Below are 16,042 nucleotides of genomic sequence, written 5' to 3'. Positions count from 1 at the left end.
CGCTGCTCATACACCCGAATTCCCTGTGGAGGCCTGATACTGCCGACTCATGCTAAGCCCGCCCGGTGCCGGCGCCGCTTTTTCACGTTGTTGTTCCTGGGCACCAGAGAGTGCCTTGAGCACCTCTTGGCTCGGGCCGAAGGCCTGCAAACGCCCTTCGCTGAGCACCAGCAATTTGTCGGCTTGGGCCAGCGCCGAAGAGCGATGGGTGACCAGAATCACGCTGGTGCCCCGGGCTTTCAGGTGTGCAATGGCGCCAGCCAGTGCCGATTCGCCTACGGTGTCGAGGTTGGAGTTGGGTTCATCCAGCACCACCAGACTCGGATTGCCATACAGGGCGCGCGCCAGGGCCACACGCTGTTTTTGACCACCGGACAGTCCACTGCCGTCCTCGCCGAGCACAGTGTCATAGCCCTGAGGCATGCGCAGGATCAGTTCGTGAACGCCGGCCTGCTGCGCTGCTTCAACGACTTTTTGCGGATCCGCCTCGCGAAACCGGGCGATGTTTTCGGCGATGCTGCCACTGAACAGTTCGATGTCTTGCGGCAGATAACCGATGTAGGGGCCGAGGTCGTCGCGGTTCCAGCGATGAATGTCCGCGCCGTCGAGCCGCACCGTCCCGCCAAGCGTTGGCCAGACGCCAACCAGCACCCGGGCCAGCGTCGACTTACCGGAACCGGAAGCGCCGAGCACCCCCATCACTTCTCCCGCGCTGAGGCTGAAATTGACTAGGTGCAGGGTCGCCGCGCGTTGCCCCGGCGGGCCGGCACTGACTTGCTCGAAGCTGATCTGGCCTTTGGGCGCGGGTAGCGCCATGGCTTCGTCACTGGGCGGATAGGCTTGCAGCAAGGCGTCGAGACGACGGTAGGCAAGTTTGGCGCCGCTCCACTGTTTCCACACGGCGATCAACTGATCGATAGGGCTCAGGACGCGTCCCATCAGGATGGAACCGGCGATCATCATCCCGGCTGTCATATCACCCTTGATCACCAGCAAGGCGCCAAGACCCAGCACCAGCGATTGCAGGCACAGCCGCAGGGTTTTGCTCAGGGAGCTGATGACGGCACCGGTGTCACTGGCCTGATTCTGCAGGCCGAGGAAACGTGAATGAACCTGGAACCAACGTTTACGCAACGCCCCGAGCATGCCCATGGCTTGAATGGTTTCGGCATTGTGCAGGTGACTGGTGGCCAGTTGGCTGGATTTCTGGGAAAACCCTGCCGCTTCGCCCAAGGGCTTTTTGGTCAGGGTCTCGTTGAGGCAAGCAAGGCCAATCAACAGCACCGCGCCCACCGTCGCGAACACGCCGAGCCAGACATCGAACAGGTAGATCACGAACAGATAGACCGGAAACCACGGCGCATCGAAGAAGGCAAACAATGCCGGGCCGGTAACGAACTGACGAATATGGGTCAGGTCCCCCAACGACTGTCCGGCGTTGCCTTCGCCCTTGAACAGGTTGCGCTCGAAGGCGGCCTGATAGACCCGCAAATTGAAGCGGCGCTCCAATTGGCTGCCGATGCGAATGACGATGAAGCTGCGCACAATCTCCAGCAAGCCAATGAAGGCAAAGAACCCGACGACCATTAATGACAACATGGCCAGCGTTGTTTCGTTTTGCGACGACAATACGCGGTCATAGACCTGGAGCATGTAAATCGACGGAACCAGCATCAGCACGTTAATCAATGCGGTAAAACAACCGACGCTGATCAGGATGCTCTTATAGTCGCCCAGGGCCTTGATTAAAGGTGCGGTGGCCGGGCTCTTTGCCATCTTCATGGGTTCTTCCTGAGGTGTTATCCCTCGCCATACCTGGCGAGGTCTGTTTAATCTTTTTTTGCAAGTGCCGCTTGCACTTCAATAACAACTCTTTGTCGTCGACAAAGCGCTTCGATTATTGATCTGCGGCATATAACGCTGTTGACGGTCGTTGGACTTAATGCACTTCTCGCTGGAGCGTAATGGTCAACCCGGATTTCAACGTGCTTTGATAAAACCCATCACGATGCCGGCTTAAAAACAGCACTTTTGAGCCTTCAGGCCCAGTGATTGCGATGCCGTCAGGCTCCGTAAACCACCCGATTGTTTGCTCGCCCAGCCAGGCGCTCAGGCACTCGGCGCCCTCACCCAGGGTCTGGTTCGCTTGAAGGTCGAGGGTGCAGACGTTTGACGGTTTGTCCTGCAACGCTTGGGACGCTGGCGCGTCCTCTTTGGCGATCAGGGTCGCCAGCCATTTGCCGGCCAGTTCCGAGGGGTCTGCTAATTTCAGGCTGCTCGCCATGGCTAAATCTCCAAAAATCATCATGAACGTCGCCAGTAGCCACACGGTTGTTCTGCAGGTGAAGCCGTTATGGATCATAAGGCGCTTTACTCATCTCAAGGGGCAGAGAGCAGCGCATCTGCGCTGCCCTCCTTTTTCACCTCACATCACGCAGCGATGTCGGAGTAAGCCGCCTGGCCCACAGTGCTGACCAGGAAATCAGCCACGCCGTGCCCGGAGAAGTCCACCGACAACAGGCTGTTACCGCCCGAAGAGGTCAACACCGCATCGCCTGCCGCACCGGTAAACGAGTTCACGAAATGCAGGCCTGCGCCTTTGGTGATGCCGGTCAGGTCGATCTTGTCCAGGCCGCTGACAAAATCGAGGATCTGGTCAACGGCACCCGGTTTGGAATCGCTGCTGGCCGCGAACACGAAGGTGTCCGAACCGGCGCCACCCCACAGTTTGTCCGCACCGCCCGCGCCGAAGAGGATGTCGTTACCGGCACCGCCTTTCAGTTCGTTGGACACGCTGTTGCCGATCAGCAGGTCGTTGCCCGAACCGCCGATGGCATTCTCGACGGTGACGCCCTTGGCGATAGACACGTTACCCACAAGGCCGCCAACGTCGGAGAACGAGGCTTCATTGAGGTTGATCTTCTGGTTTTGGGTAAAACCGGAGAAGTCCAGCGTGTCCTTGCCGCCCACATCCCACACCGAAAACACAACCTTGTCCGACGACGAAGACGCGCTCAGGAAGTCGCGACCGGCGTTGGAGTTGAAGCCGTAAGTGGTGTCACCGGTACGGGTGGTGGTGTTGGCACCGTAGAGCTTCTGGATGGCCGCGATATCGTCCATCAGCGGACCTGACGAATAGGCTTCGACGCCGCCCTTGCTGAAGTTCTGATTGGTATTGCTTTCACTCCAGTAGCTCATGACGCTGTAACCGCGGGTGTCTTGCCCGTAGGAAGCGTCGTTGTAGGTCGGAGCGCCCTCGCCGGCGTTGTAGTCGCCAGGGTGGGCCAGGCCCAGGGTGTGACCGATTTCGTGGGTCAGGGTCTGCCGGCCGTAATTGTTCAGGTCCGGCGTCTTGTTTGGCGTGTAGCTGCTGTTGGTCAGGTACCAGGAAGTACCGTCATAACCCGCGCCCGTGCCAGGCAGATAGGCGAAGGCCGCCGCACCATCCTGGCCGCCGCTGTAGTTGCCGAAAGTCATGTGACCGTCGCCGCCCGTGGCCTTATCGGTGAATGTGACATTGGCCACGTCGGCCCAGGATTGCATGGCCAGCACCGCCTGGCCTTTCTGCTGGGTACTGAACTGGCTGAACCCGGTAATCCCGTGCTTGTTCATGGTGCTCGACGAGGCCGAGGTCAGGAACGTGTAGGTGAGTTCGATTTTGCCGCTGCCGTCCTTGTCCTGGTAGGCAGCGCCATCGCGCAGCAATTGGGTCGCTGCCTGGTCGACGGAGAAGGAGGGTTTGCCATTGACCGTGAGGTTGCCACCCCGATCATATTGATGGCTGAAGCTATTGATCTGGTTGAACGCAGAACTGGAGGCCGCCAATGCGTGCAGTGGCTGAAACGCCTGTTCGGCGGAATCAATAGCGTTGTTTTTTACTTTCGACATAAACACACTTCCTTGTTTTGCTATGGAACAGTTTTTTTAGATAGCGACAATCTCTGGCGAGATCGTCCTATCACTCGCCCAATGAAGGCGAAAGAAAACTGACACAATTTGAAATCAAACGTCTACATTTTTTTTGACGTCAAATTGTGATGTTCCAGCAAGTACCCGGAAACAATGACTGTGCTGTCGAAATATTGTTTTAAGTTGAGGGTTTCGGACTAGTTGTCTGACAATTACGTATTTAAATATTAAATATGGGTAAGTTTTTTTTGACGAGGGCGTCTCACTTTTTCGGACTTATCAATATGAGTGCCAGTGGATTGATATCAGACGGATTTGTAGAAGGCTTGAAATCTTGGCGACTGCTTCGCAGCCGAACGCAGGCTGCGCCAGCTGCTACAAGGATTGCGGCGTACGCGAAACCTGTAGCAGCTGCCGAGCCCGCGAGGCTGCGTTCGGCTGCGAAGCAGTCGTCAGATACTCACAACCAACACGCATCCCAAAGTGGGTAGTCATGAACGCGTGTCACCAGTCCTGCTCGTATTGGGTTGGCCACGACATATCGAGCAAGATCCTTCACGTCCTCCTCCCGTCGAACAGCACGATCGTGATACCCCTTTTGCCAGAGGCGCCCTCGCCGCCCTAACGCCTGATTGACCGCCAAGCTGCTCCGGGATTTTATTCGGCACATCAGCTCCGCCAGCGTCTTGTCGTGCAGCTGTACCAGGCAGTGCATATGATCCGGCATCACAACCCACGTCAAAAAATCGGCCCAACCTTCCTCCTGCGCCATACGCAATTGCTGAATAACCAACCTCCCCAATCGGTAATCAGCAAAAAACGGCTGTCGCTGATCAACGACAACCGTTAGCAGATAAATACGCCCTGACTCAGAGAAGCGACCAACGCGTAGCTGGCCCGCGTTTGTATAAACAGGCATTCCATTGCCTCCTGATCCATCGAAAGGAGGCCTGGAATCTACAGCGTGCCAGTCGACCCGACGGGCACCCAATGACTACAAAATATGAACCCTTAACTCCCGGTCCGGATCTTGTTCCACACCCGTGTGCGCACTCGGTCAATGTTCAGCGGCATCGCCTCCAGCGCAAACAATTTCCCCATCATTTCCGGGCTCGGGTAGACCTTGGTGTCATTCTTGATCGCCGGGTCGATCAAGCTGTCGGCCTGTTCGTTACCGTTGGCGTAGTGCACGTAGTTGCTGATGCTGGCCATGACGTCCGGGCGCAGCAGGTAGTTCATAAAGGCGTAGCCGGCCTTTTCGTCCGGGGCGTCTACCGGCATGGCCACCATGTCGAACCAGATGGCGGCGCCTTCCCTGGGAATCGAATAGCCGATGTCGACGCCGTTCTTAGCTTCTTTCGCGCGGTTTTCAGCTTGCAGAATGTCACCGGAGAAGCCGACGGCCACGCAGATGTCGCCGTTGGCCAGATCGCTGGTGTACTTGGACGAGTGGAAATAGCTGATATACGGGCGGACTTTCATCAGCAGCGCTTCAGCTTTTTTGTAGTCTTCAGGGCTTTTGCTGTGATGCGGCAGGCCCAGGTAGTTCAGTGCTGCCGGCAACAGCTCGGGGCCGTTGTCGAGGATCGCCACGCCGCACTTCTGCAGCTTTTTCATGTTCTCGGGTTTGAAAATCAAGTCCCAGGAATCCACTGGCGCGTTATCACCCAACACCGCCTTGACCTTGGCGATGTTGTAACCGATGCCGGTACTGCCCCAAAGGTACGGGAAGCCGTGTTCGTTGCCCGGATCGTTGGTCTGTAACGCTTTGAGCAGCGCCGGGTTGAGGTTTTTCCAGTTCGGCAGTTGGCTCTTGTCGAGTTTCTTCAGCGCCACCCCCTGAATCTGCCGCGCCATGAAGTGGTTGGACGGAAATACCACGTCGTACCCGGATTTGCCGGTCATTAACTTACCGTCGAGGGTTTCGTTACTGTCGAAGACGTCGTAGCTGAACGCGATGCCGGTTTCTTTCTGGAAGTTTTTGGTGGTGTCCGGGGCGATGTAGTCCGACCAGTTGTAGATCTTGACGGTCTCGGTCGCGTGGCTGAGGGACGCGATGAGCGCCAGTGGAGCCAAAGTCAGTGTCTTTCGGATCATGAGTCGATTCCTGTTTGGTTTGTATTCTTTTTATTGGAGAGCTGGCAGGCAATCAGAGGATCAAAAAATCAAAACGTAGGTCTTGCGCACGGTTTCCTGGATATCCCAGATGCCGAGGCTGTTGGCTGGCAACATCAGTGCATCGCCGGCTTCTATGTGCAGGGTTTCACCGTCATCCGGGGTAAAGGTGCAGCGCCCCTGGATGAAGTGACAGAACTCCTGGGCGATGATCTGTCGCCGCCAGCGCCCGGGTGTGCATTCCCAGACGCCGGTTTCGACGCCATCGTCGCGCTCAACGCTGGTGGTCGAGGCCACCGCCACGGGTATGCCCAGTGGTACGGCGACCGGGTTCGACGCTTCCAGCTTCAGGGTTGCAGTGTTCTTGAATTGCGTGATGCTCATGGGAGTACCTGTCGATTGAGCCTATAGATGAAGAGCGCGCCGTTTACTGCATGAAACCTTCCATGAAGCCGGCAATACCGCTGGCCAGTTTGCGACGCCAGGGTGCGGTGGCCGGGTTGGCCAGGGTCTGGTCTTCGTGGACGAAGCTGCGGATGATCGCGTTGTAACCGAGCCAGCGGCAGGGCTCCGGCTCCCACGCCCTGAGCGCGTCGAGACCACCCTGGATGACCCACGGCTGGCGAACCAGCTCGGTGTCGCGCTGCAGAATCAAATCAGCCAGGGTCCGGCCGCCCAGGTTGCTGGCACCAACGCCCTCCCCGCCATAGCCGCCGGAAATCGCAATGCCGCTCGCTTGATCACAAAGCATGTGCGGCTTGAAGCGCCGGGACATTCCCAGATTGCCGCCCCAGGCATGGGTAATCCGCACGTTCTTGAGTTGCGGGAAGAGCTCGCCGAACAGATAGCGCCGCAGCTCAACTTCGCTGGTGCTCAGGTCAAAGTCATGGCGTAACTTGCCAGCGAACTGATAACCGCCCCGGGCACCAAACACCAAACGGTTGTCAGCCGTGCGCTGACCATAAGTGACTTGGCGGCTACTTTCGCTGAAGGCCTGGCCGCGACTCAGGCCGATTTCATCCCACGTGGCAGCGGATAGCGGCTCGGTGGCCACTATCAAGCTTTGCACCGGCAACTGATAACGTCCCAAAGGCGGCAAGGTGACCGAGTAACCTTCTACCGCCGGTACGATCCAGCGGCTGCGAACCGAGGCTTTCGCCGTGCGCAGGCCACCCGATTGCCATTGGGTGACCGGGCTGTTCTCGTAAATCCTGACACCCATTTTCTCCACCGTCCGAGCCAGACCTCGCACCAACTTTGCCGGGTGAATGGTCGCGACGTGCGGTGCATAGATACCGCCATAAGGTTTGGCGATTCTGATCTGTTGCGCCAACTGCTCGGGGCTGAGCCAGCGGTAATCGCTTTCGGTCAATCCCTGGCTGTAGAGCTTGTCGAGAGAGTGCCGAAGACTGGCTTCCTGCTCTGGATAGCGTGCGGCGCAATACAGCGCCCCGCCTTTGCGGTAATCGCAGTCGATACCTTCACGTTCGAGGACTGTCCCTACTTCATCCGGGATGCCGTGCAGCAGATCGAAAGAAGCTCGGCGCTGTTCGGGCGGCAAGTCGGCGAGCAAGCGGTCTTCGCCCAGCACATTGCCCATCAGCCAGCCGCCGTTACGCCCCGAGGCTCCGAAACCGGCGGTTTGCGCTTCAACGATGGCGATGCTCAGGTCAGGCGCCAGGCGCTTGAGGTAGTACGCGGTCCAGAGCCCGGTGTACCCCGCGCCAATAATGGCGACGTCGACGTCCAGATCCTGTTCCAACGAGGGACGCGCCAATAATGGCTCGTCGAGTTGATCCATCCACAAACTGATAGTGCGCCACGCCGGCATGCAAGACTCCGCCACTCAAACTTCGATGGCGTCGATCCTAGTGCGTGGACTTAGAGGCTGTCTTGCGCGCGTGCACGCAAAGAAATTTGTTTTACGTAGGCCTTGGGCGACTGGCCGGTGTGCTGACGGAAGCAGCTATAGAACGCCGACAGCGAATTGAACCCGGCGGCAAACGCCAGTTCGTCAATACGCAGTGGCAGCGTGGCGCTCTCCAGTGCCGCGAGCAAATGCTGCAGGCGCGCCTGGTTGACGTATCGATAAAAGCTCTGGCCAAGCACCTGATTCAGCAAATAGGAAATCTGATTGCGGCTGTACCCGCACTCGTTCGCCACCCGTTGCAGGTCAAGTTCGGGATCGAGATAAGGCTGCTGGCGCTGAAAATACTGCTGCAAGTCTTCAGCCATGAAACTCAGCTGGCGCGCAGACAGCCCGAGCCGACTGACCGCTGGGCGTTGGCTGCTGGCGGCTTTGCTGACGGGCTGCTCATGCACCAGCGAGGCGTACTCGTTGACCCGCCAGATCAGTCCGTCACGGACGGTAATCGCCTCGCTGGCCCGGAACGACACCAGGCCTTCACCGCCGCGAAGGGTGATGCGGTACTGAATGAACGCCGTGTTGCCGTCCAGGCGAATACGGTCCGAGTGCTCCAGGGCTTCATCGGGATCTCGAGGCATGCTGCTGCGCACGTACTCACGTAATTCAGGCAGGCCCATCACACGGTTCTGGAAAAAATCGCTGTACTGAATCTCTGGGTGATAGAGCGCCATGACCCCGTCCAGATCCCGGTGTTTCCAACGCAAGTGATAACGCATCACTGTGTCGCCCGTGGCCTGGGTTTGCAGCGGACCATCATCATCGGCTTGCATAAAGGACTCGGCGAGAAAAAAGCCGAGCTTGCCGAAGTTCTGCGTCAGCTTCAATGGCCAACCAGTGGTAACCAACTGCCGGAAACCCACCGTTCTCGTGACCTGCATCAAAAAAACTGAAGCAATCGCTAAACGGACTGAAAAATCCACATTAGTTTCACATCTGGATGCTACTTTTAAAGGCAGTCACCGGTTGAGCCATTGAAGGCTCTTCCCTCCTAACATGAGCTAAAGGAAGCGCTCGATGAATAAGGCGGGCAACACATGAATAAAGGGTTCAGTAAAGTCACCTTCCCAAACGCCTGCCAGCTGATGCGCTGGCATTTTCATCCTATGGGTTTCGAGGCGAGCATGGACGCGCCGGGCAGCATGATTGCCCGTCTATTTGACCGTGCCAGTGGCGAGACCATGATCGCCATCGCGGGTATTCCTTGCGCGACGGTCATGAATGCTGCTGATGTAGAGCGAATTATCGAAGCGGTGGAAGATGAGCTTGAGGCTTTCATTCCGCCAGTCGCCCTCAGGAGCTATGCCTGAAGGCAGAACACTCAATAACAAGCCCACGTTAAGTGGGCTTTTTTGTGGCGCAAGATTTTATGGCTCACGCCAATGTCTTGCCCTGTCGGTGATCGGCAAAGAACGCCTTGCCCTTGCCAATCCGATCGGAAGCTTTAGGCAGGTTGGCCGCCTGGGTGTCTTGCCCATCGACATACCAGTAGCAATGACTCACCGCCCGAGTAATGCCGACGTATGCCAGCCGCAGGGTCTCGTCTTTCTGTGCGTTGTCGTACGCTTCGTTGTCGCCAGCCTTTCCCAGACCTGCCATGCGGTAGACCTGATTTTTGTAAGGTGAACGGGTCAAGTGCTGACAATCACCCAGCAGGAAAACGGCGTCAGCCTGCAGCCCCTTGGCGCTGTGATAAGTCAGTTGCTTCAGCCGTCGTGCTTCGTACGGCAAGCTAGAATCCACATTAACTACAGACTGGATATGCTCTTCTATCAATGACTTATCGCTACTTTTTCGATAAAGCATCAAGATTGAATCGCCCTTTCTGTAATGCTCCATCAGGCGTTCGGCCATGCCTTGATCGTCGCGATCGAGAACGTTCACCGGCAGTAACGCCTTCGGCTCGCCACTTGCCCTGGCTTTCTTGCCAGCGATCGCGGGCGCCGCACGAACGATATGTTCGGCGGCATCGATGATGTGCTGGTGACTGCGGTAGTTGTCACTGAGCATGACTTTGGTCGTGCTCGGTGAAGGGAATTCCTTGTTGAATTCCATGAAATACGTCGGTGAACTGCCCCGCCAGCCATAGATGGACTGCCAGTCATCACCCACACAGAGCAATGACGAACGTTGTGCGCCGCGCCCCACGTGCATGGCCGGTCCGCGACTGCGGATTTCGGTCAGGCTCGCGCGGATCCAGGACACGATCTGCGGCGATACGTCCTGAAATTCGTCGATCATCAAGTGTGACACTGGCCTGAGCAGCTCATCGCTCAGCAGCTTCAGGTTTTCTGGAGAATGTTCGCTGAACAAGGCGAACATCCGGTTGTAGGTCATCACCGGTGGCTTCTGATCGAGCAGATGATCTTCCAGCGCTCGCCAGTACAAACTCAAGGCCTCGAAGAAAAATCGATCCGGGTCGTCCTTGGCAAAACTCATCTGACCCACGGCATTGGGCACATCCAGGCCGAGGTTCTCGATAAACCCCGCCGCAGCGACAAAACAGTCCAGCAACGGCGCAGAACCGAGTTCGCCCTTGACCTTGTAATCGAAACCCGGACCAGCACTGGCATCACCGGCAAGAGAAGCCAGTACACGCTTTGAAGATTCGTAACTATCTATCCATATCAATGACTTACGACAGAAAGCTTGAAACAGGGTGCGTTTTACCGCCCATTCTGCCCGGACGGTCAGTTTGGCATTCGGGCGGCTGACCTGCGGGTTCTCCCGAGGATCGAACCCCAGCAGCACCCAAGCGTCAAGGCTCGGAATATAGCCATGACAATGAAACGTTGAGCCGTTGATATCGAACGTCTGGCGATTCGGCTCGATGCCTGTGATCGGCCAGGCCCCCGCCCGAAACCACAGATCTTCAACAGCATCGCAGAGCTCTTCATCACGCTTGGCGGCCAGTTCGGTCACGGCCATGCGCTTCTGCACGTCAGGGTGATCGCGTTCCAATTCCTTGAGCTGTAGCGCGTGACGGGACAATGGCTTGATCAATTCGCGGAAGCGTTCATTGCGAGTGTGCAGGCTGTGATAGCAAGCGTTAAGTTGTTGGCGCTGGGCATCGTTGATGCGCAAGTCGAAAGGATTGCTGTCAGCCTCCTCATCGCCGTTCTGCGGACGGTGACTGAGGCTTTCGAAGGCTTGCAGTCGCTCGAAGCCCGGCAGACTGCGAACCATCGGCAGGATTCGCGAATGGAAGGTGCGCACCAGATCACGCGCCTCTTTGAAACTGAGCACCCGGCCCCAGAGTGCAAACAGCTCAATCAGTTTGTTGATGAAGTCTTTGCGCGATTCACGGGTAAAGGTCACCACCGTCATCGAACTCAGCTCGAACCCCAGATAATGGGTCAGCAGCAAAATCCGCAACACCAACGTGGTCGACTTGCCCGCCCCCGCCCCGGCAATCACCGAGGTCGAGGGCGTGTCGCTGAAGATCATTTTCCACTGCGCGGCGCTGGGCTGCGCGTGCGGTGGCAGCAGTCGAGCGACATCCGTCTTCATGCGCTTTTTCAACTCAGCGCTCAACGGCAGACGCCAATCGTCGAACAGATGGTCGTCAACGTTGGGCGGCCGGTGCGCGGTGGAGCGCGAGTCGCGAATCAGCAACACTTGCCGACCTTGTTCCAACCCTTCGAGCTTGCCTTCTTTATAGCCGTAATCCACGCCGGCGCTGTGACCACTGCGAAAGCCATCCGCCTGGCCGTGCAGCCAGGACGCACGATGCTGTGCACGCAGCCGCGTCAGGCCATGGCCAAAAAAACGGGCGGCCAGACGCTTGAGCAGTGGCATCTCGGCCAAGGGACGAAGTTCAGGAGGAAGATCGGGGGTGTGTTGCGGCACGCGGGCTGACTCCAGGGTGTGAGGCTGTTGCGGCTATGGTGTCTGCATTTGCCGTTCAGTTCTAGTGAAATGCTTACAGGTCATTGGCTTATGCAGTGAAGTGAAGGTTCGATGAGAATCTTTCGAGGTTATTCGATATCAGTTTATTCGATTGTATTGAGGCATTTTTTACGCTTTTTATCGATTGATACCTGATAGATGATGCTGGCCATCAACCACCGGTTCACGTTTCGTGGCTCAGGCGCTCTGCCCCATGACGAACCTTTTCAGGAGACGATCATGCTTGAACTCAGACCTTTCAACTCCCTGGGCGGCGCCCACCATGGCTGGTTGGATGCTCATCACCACTTTTCGTTCGCCGAGTACCATGACCCAAAACGCATGAACTGGGGCAACCTGCGGGTGTGGAACGACGACGTGATTGCCTCTGGCACCGGATTCCCCAAACACCCGCACCGGGACATGGAAATCATCACTTATGTGCGTGAAGGCGCAATCACTCACGAAGATAACCTGGGCAACAAGGGCCGCACCGAAGCAGGTGACGTTCAGGTCATGAGCGCCGGCACCGGGATCGCCCACAGCGAATACAACCTGGAAGCGACCGAGACCAGGATCTTCCAGATCTGGATCATCCCGAACGAGTCCGGTTTAGCACCGTCCTGGGGCGCCAAGCCTTTTCCCAAAGGCCAGCGCGAAGGTTTCGTGACCCTCGCCAGCGGCAAGGCCGGCGACGATCAAAGCTTGCGGATCCGAGCCGATGCGCGACTGGTGGCGGCGAACCTGAAGGCCGGTGAGTCCGTCGAGTATCGTCTGGACAATGGCCGTCGCGCCTATCTGGTTCCGGCCACCGGTGTCATTGAAGTCAATGGCTTGCGTGCACAAGCTCGAGACGGTATCGCCGTTGCCAATGAGCAGGTGTTGCGGGTGACCGCCATCGAGGACAGTGAAATTGTTCTGGTGGACTTGGCCTGATCGTGTAAACGCGGGACAAAAAAAGGGGCGACCGTCATGGCCGCCCATTTTATTTTCTGCTGCACTCAATCACTTCGCAGCAATTGCACCATCCACCAGTGTTTGCGCTTCTGCCACCAATTGCTTGAGGTGGTCGTCACTGACGAAGCTTTCAGCGTAGATCTTGTAGATGTCTTCAGTGCCCGACGGACGTGCCGCGAACCAGCCGTTCTCGGTCATGACTTTCAGCCCTCCGATCGCCTGGTCGTTGCCCGGCGCATGACTGAGGATGCTCTGGATCGCTTCGCCCGCCAGTTGGGTTGAGGTGACTTGGTCCGGCGACAATTTGCTCAGCAGTGCCTTCTGCTCAGGGTTGGCCTTGGCATCGACCCGTACCGAGAACGGTTCGCCCAGTTCGTCGGTCAAGGCGCGATAGGCCTGACTTGGGTCACGGCCGGTGCGGGCGGTCATTTCTGCAGCCAGCAGTGCCGGGATCAAGCCGTCCTTGTCGGTGCACCAGACGCCGCCATCCTTGCGCAGGAACGAAGCGCCGGCACTTTCTTCGCCGCCAAAACCCAAAGAGCCGTCGAACAGGCCGTCGGCAAACCACTTGAAACCGACCGGCACTTCGTACAGGCGACGACCCAGACGTTTTGCAACGCGATCGATCAAGCCACTACTGACCACGGTTTTACCCACGGCGGCATCGGCGCGCCACTGCGGACGGTTTTGGAACAGGTAGTCAATCGATACCGCGAGGTAGCTGTTCGGCGCGAGCAATCCACCGGACGGCGTCACAATGCCATGGCGATCGTGGTCCGGGTCGCAGGCAAACGCTACGTCGAAACGCTCTTTCAGACCGATCAGGCCCTGCATCGCGTGGCTGGACGATGGGTCCATGCGGATTTGGCCGTCCCAGTCGACCGTCATGAAGCGGAAGGTCGGATCGACCTGTTTGTTGACCACTTCCAGATCCAGTCGGTAATGCTCGGCGATCGCTGACCAGTAGCGCACGCCTGCTCCGCCCAGCGGATCGACACCCAGATGCAGCTTGGCATCGCGGATAGCGTCGAAGTCGATCACGTTGATCAGGTCAGCGACATAAGTATTGAGGTAATCGTGACGATGGGTCGTGCTGGCCTTCAGCGCCTGCTCATAGCTGATGCGCTTGACGCCGGCGAGCTTGTTGCCGAGCAGCTCGTTGGCCTTGGCTTCGATCCACTTGGTGATGTGAGTATCGGCTGGGCCACCGTTGGTAGGGTTGTATTTGTAGCCACCGCTTTGCGGCGGGTTGTGCGACGGCGTGATGACGATGCCGTCCGCCAGGCCCGAACTGCGTCCGCGGTTGTAGCAGAGAATCGCGTGGGAAATGGCCGGTGTCGGGGTGTACTCGTCACCTTCGGCAATCATCACCGTCACGCCGTTGGCAGCCAGCACTTCAAGGGCGCTGGCGCCGGCCGGGGTGGACAGCGCGTGGGTGTCGATGCCGACGAACAGAGGGCCGTCAATGCCCTGGGCTTCGCGGTACAGGCAGATCGCCTGGCTGATCGCCAGAACGTGCCATTCGTTGAAACTCAAGTCGAACGAGCTGCCTCGGTGCCCGGACGTGCCGAAGGCAACGCGCTGGGTCGAGAGGGCGGCATCGGGCTGGCCGGTGTAATAGGCCGTTACCAGTCGCGGGATGTCGACCAACAGTTCTACCGGTGCCGGTTTGCCCGCAAAAGGACTGAGTGTCATGCAAAACCTCTGAAAGAGAGTGGTTCAGGAATAGGACGCAGTTTACTGGCAGTTTGACCGCAACGCGATGGGATCAATCCACGAGTGTCAGGGATGTTTTGTGGCCCCGTTCAATCGATCGACTCCAGACGCAAGGCATCCCCTAACAGGCCCAGTGCCGCGGCCAAGTCGTGGTCGCCGACGAAGGTGTGACTGAGGCGCAAGTGTTGCGCGTGCAAACCCTGGAGACTGAACAGCTCTCCCGGTGCGATCACCACTTGGTGCTTGAGCAGGCGATGGAACACCCGACGTACATCGACCCGGCGCAGCGAACGGACCCAGATGGTTGCGCCACCCTGAGGCTCGACGTAGCGCAAGGCATCGCCCAGACGCTCCTGCAACAGCTGAGTCATCTGCGCCTTGCGATCCTTGAGCATTCGCCGTAATACCTGAAGGTGCTGATCGACACGTCCGTTGCTGTACAAGCGAGCGATGGCTTTCTGACGAATTGGTGACAGGCGAAACGAACGCAGAAGAAATTGCCGTTGCAGTTCAGCGCTGAAATGCCGCGAAAGCAGATAGCCGAATGGCGCCTCAGGCCCGATGATTTTCTCGAACGTGGAAAACACGATCAGCCGATCGGGGTCCAGCAGGTCGCGAAACCGCTGGTTGTCCGGTTCGAATCCGAGTTCGCCGTAGCAGTCGTTTTCCAACACCCAGCTGCCATGTCGCTCCAGCAATTGCGCAACAGCTTGTCGGTTGGCCTCGGGTGCCAGGCTGCCTCGCGGCATGTTCAGCCCGGATGAAACCATCACCAGCCGCACCGGCTCGGTCTCCAGCAACTCCTTGAGCCACTCGACGTCCAGGCCGCCGCTGGATTGCACCGCCAGCTCAATCACTCGCACCTGCGCAGCCTGGAGCAACCGCAGAATCGCCCAGTCGCACGGCGACTCGACCAGCACCGTGGCGTCCTTGAGACTCAGCACCGCGATCAGTATTTCCAGCACGCCGCGCAGGTCGGCGCCAATATAGACATCGTCAGCGTGCCAGCAGCGCTGCGGCGAGGTGGTGTAGCGCGCCGCCAGGGCGATGCGCAGCTCCAGCTCACCACACGGTTGCGATGACGGTTGCGGCTGACGCGGATACTGGCGCAGCAGTTCTCGCTCCAGCAGTAACAGCGGGCTGTCGAGCGGCTGTAGCAGCGCCGGCTCATCGGCGCTCAAGACCAGCATTCCTGGGCGCCTGGCGTTGACATAGACGGTTTCAAGCAGGTCATTGCCGCTGCTGAGTGCGCTGATGGAGGACACCGGTAACGCGTAATAGCCGGACTTGGCGACCGAGTAAACGCGCCCTTCCTTCTCCAGCAGCGAGTAAGCGTACTGAATGGTCGAGATCGATACACTCAGACGGTCCGCCAACTGTCGTAACGAAGGCAGACGGATGCGCGTGTCACCCACCGGCTCATTGATCAGATTGGTCAGGTATCGGTACACCGCCTGATACGCAAAGTCGGTTTCTCGTGGCCCTTTCATGGGCAAAGGCCGAATGCCATGTAAACGTGATCATGCATCGTCA

13 protein-coding genes are annotated in these 16,042 nt (G+C 57.9%); 2 read left to right on the top strand and 11 right to left on the bottom strand.

All coding sequences use genetic code 11. The features are described from left to right. Positions 1 to 6: 6 nt before the first annotated feature. From ACYZT3_RS14585 to ACYZT3_RS14550, 8 genes are all read right to left on the bottom strand, one after another. Positions 7 to 1,782, bottom strand: a complete 1,776-nt coding sequence (locus ACYZT3_RS14585; RefSeq protein ID WP_462030158.1) for a type I secretion system permease/ATPase — start codon at positions 1,780 to 1,782, stop codon at positions 7 to 9. Between the two features lie 157 nt (positions 1,783 to 1,939). Further along, complete coding sequence (locus tag ACYZT3_RS14580; protein ID WP_462030157.1) at positions 1,940 to 2,362, bottom strand: AprI/Inh family metalloprotease inhibitor; 423 nt, start codon at positions 2,360 to 2,362, stop codon at positions 1,940 to 1,942. 68 nt (positions 2,363 to 2,430) lie between these two features. Next, positions 2,431 to 3,888, bottom strand: coding sequence for a serralysin family metalloprotease (locus ACYZT3_RS14575; protein WP_462030156.1), 1,458 nt, complete (start codon positions 3,886 to 3,888; stop codon positions 2,431 to 2,433). Positions 3,889 to 4,369: 481 nt separating this feature from the next. Beyond that, entirely contained in the window at positions 4,370 to 4,828 is a 459-nt protein-coding gene (locus tag ACYZT3_RS14570; RefSeq protein WP_282377994.1) for an REP-associated tyrosine transposase, read from the bottom strand. Between the two features lie 92 nt (positions 4,829 to 4,920). Beyond that, positions 4,921 to 6,006, bottom strand: a complete 1,086-nt coding sequence (locus ACYZT3_RS14565; RefSeq protein ID WP_462030155.1) for a polyamine ABC transporter substrate-binding protein — start codon at positions 6,004 to 6,006, stop codon at positions 4,921 to 4,923. A gap of 60 nt (positions 6,007 to 6,066) precedes the next feature. After that, a complete protein-coding gene (locus ACYZT3_RS14560) occupies positions 6,067 to 6,408 on the bottom strand; it encodes a cupin domain-containing protein (protein WP_449645508.1) in 342 nt (113 codons plus the stop codon). Positions 6,409 to 6,451: 43 nt separating this feature from the next. Beyond that, a complete protein-coding gene (locus ACYZT3_RS14555; protein ID WP_462030154.1) occupies positions 6,452 to 7,855 on the bottom strand; it encodes an NAD(P)/FAD-dependent oxidoreductase in 1,404 nt (467 codons plus the stop codon). A gap of 50 nt (positions 7,856 to 7,905) precedes the next feature. After that, positions 7,906 to 8,721 (bottom strand): helix-turn-helix domain-containing protein, encoded by an 816-nt coding sequence (locus ACYZT3_RS14550; protein WP_282378179.1) that lies wholly within the window; start codon positions 8,719 to 8,721, stop codon positions 7,906 to 7,908. Between the two features lie 264 nt (positions 8,722 to 8,985). On the opposite strand from ACYZT3_RS14550, the gene ACYZT3_RS14545 reads away from it, so the two are divergent. Continuing rightward, positions 8,986 to 9,258 carry a DUF1652 domain-containing protein gene (locus ACYZT3_RS14545; RefSeq protein ID WP_033054957.1) on the top strand — a complete coding sequence of 91 codons (273 nt, stop codon included), beginning with the start codon at positions 8,986 to 8,988 and terminating at the stop codon, positions 9,256 to 9,258. Positions 9,259 to 9,322: 64 nt separating this feature from the next. On the opposite strand, the gene ACYZT3_RS14540 is transcribed toward ACYZT3_RS14545, so the two are convergent. After that, positions 9,323 to 11,797: a UvrD-helicase domain-containing protein gene (locus tag ACYZT3_RS14540; protein WP_462030153.1), complete on the bottom strand. Its 2,475-nt coding sequence runs from the start codon at positions 11,795 to 11,797 to the stop codon at positions 9,323 to 9,325. A gap of 279 nt (positions 11,798 to 12,076) precedes the next feature. Between ACYZT3_RS14540 and ACYZT3_RS14535 the strand changes: the two genes are divergently transcribed. Beyond that, positions 12,077 to 12,772 carry a pirin family protein gene (locus ACYZT3_RS14535; protein ID WP_462030152.1) on the top strand — a complete coding sequence of 232 codons (696 nt, stop codon included), beginning with the start codon at positions 12,077 to 12,079 and terminating at the stop codon, positions 12,770 to 12,772. A 69-nt stretch (positions 12,773 to 12,841) separates the two neighbouring features. Here the strand turns inward: ACYZT3_RS14535 and pgm are convergent, their stop codons facing one another. Together pgm and ACYZT3_RS14525 are read right to left on the bottom strand one after the other, a co-directional pair. Then, complete coding sequence (gene pgm, locus ACYZT3_RS14530; protein ID WP_462030151.1) at positions 12,842 to 14,488, bottom strand: phosphoglucomutase (alpha-D-glucose-1,6-bisphosphate-dependent); 1,647 nt, start codon at positions 14,486 to 14,488, stop codon at positions 12,842 to 12,844. A 110-nt stretch (positions 14,489 to 14,598) separates the two neighbouring features. Beyond that, on the bottom strand, positions 14,599 to 15,999 hold the full coding sequence (locus tag ACYZT3_RS14525; RefSeq protein ID WP_282377972.1) for an aminotransferase-like domain-containing protein: 1,401 nt from the start codon (positions 15,997 to 15,999) through the stop codon (positions 14,599 to 14,601). Positions 16,000 to 16,042: the final 43 nt, after the last annotated feature.

Source organism: Pseudomonas sp. MDT1-16 (genome assembly GCF_054898115.1).
Note: the sequence above shows the minus strand (reverse complement) of the source record. Positions and strands in the feature narration are given on the sequence as shown.

What these genes read in the sequence shown, in the direction of transcription:
- ACYZT3_RS14585 (WP_462030158.1), bottom strand. Translation starts at nt 1,782, where the DNA reads ATGAAGATGGCAAAGAGCCCGGCCACCGCACCTTTAATCAAGGCCCTG.
- ACYZT3_RS14580 (WP_462030157.1), bottom strand. Translation starts at nt 2,362, where the DNA reads ATGATCCATAACGGCTTCACCTGCAGAACAACCGTGTGGCTACTGGCG.
- ACYZT3_RS14575 (WP_462030156.1), bottom strand. Translation starts at nt 3,888, where the DNA reads ATGTCGAAAGTAAAAAACAACGCTATTGATTCCGCCGAACAGGCGTTT.
- ACYZT3_RS14570 (WP_282377994.1), bottom strand. Translation starts at nt 4,828, where the DNA reads ATGCCTGTTTATACAAACGCGGGCCAGCTACGCGTTGGTCGCTTCTCT.
- ACYZT3_RS14565 (WP_462030155.1), bottom strand. Translation starts at nt 6,006, where the DNA reads ATGATCCGAAAGACACTGACTTTGGCTCCACTGGCGCTCATCGCGTCC.
- ACYZT3_RS14560 (WP_449645508.1), bottom strand. Translation starts at nt 6,408, where the DNA reads ATGAGCATCACGCAATTCAAGAACACTGCAACCCTGAAGCTGGAAGCG.
- ACYZT3_RS14555 (WP_462030154.1), bottom strand. Translation starts at nt 7,855, where the DNA reads ATGCCGGCGTGGCGCACTATCAGTTTGTGGATGGATCAACTCGACGAG.
- ACYZT3_RS14550 (WP_282378179.1), bottom strand. Translation starts at nt 8,721, where the DNA reads ATGCAAGCCGATGATGATGGTCCGCTGCAAACCCAGGCCACGGGCGAC.
- ACYZT3_RS14545 (WP_033054957.1), top strand. Translation starts at nt 8,986, where the DNA reads ATGAATAAAGGGTTCAGTAAAGTCACCTTCCCAAACGCCTGCCAGCTG.
- ACYZT3_RS14535 (WP_462030152.1), top strand. Translation starts at nt 12,077, where the DNA reads ATGCTTGAACTCAGACCTTTCAACTCCCTGGGCGGCGCCCACCATGGC.
- pgm (WP_462030151.1), bottom strand. Translation starts at nt 14,488, where the DNA reads ATGACACTCAGTCCTTTTGCGGGCAAACCGGCACCGGTAGAACTGTTG.
- ACYZT3_RS14525 (WP_282377972.1), bottom strand. Translation starts at nt 15,999, where the DNA reads ATGAAAGGGCCACGAGAAACCGACTTTGCGTATCAGGCGGTGTACCGA.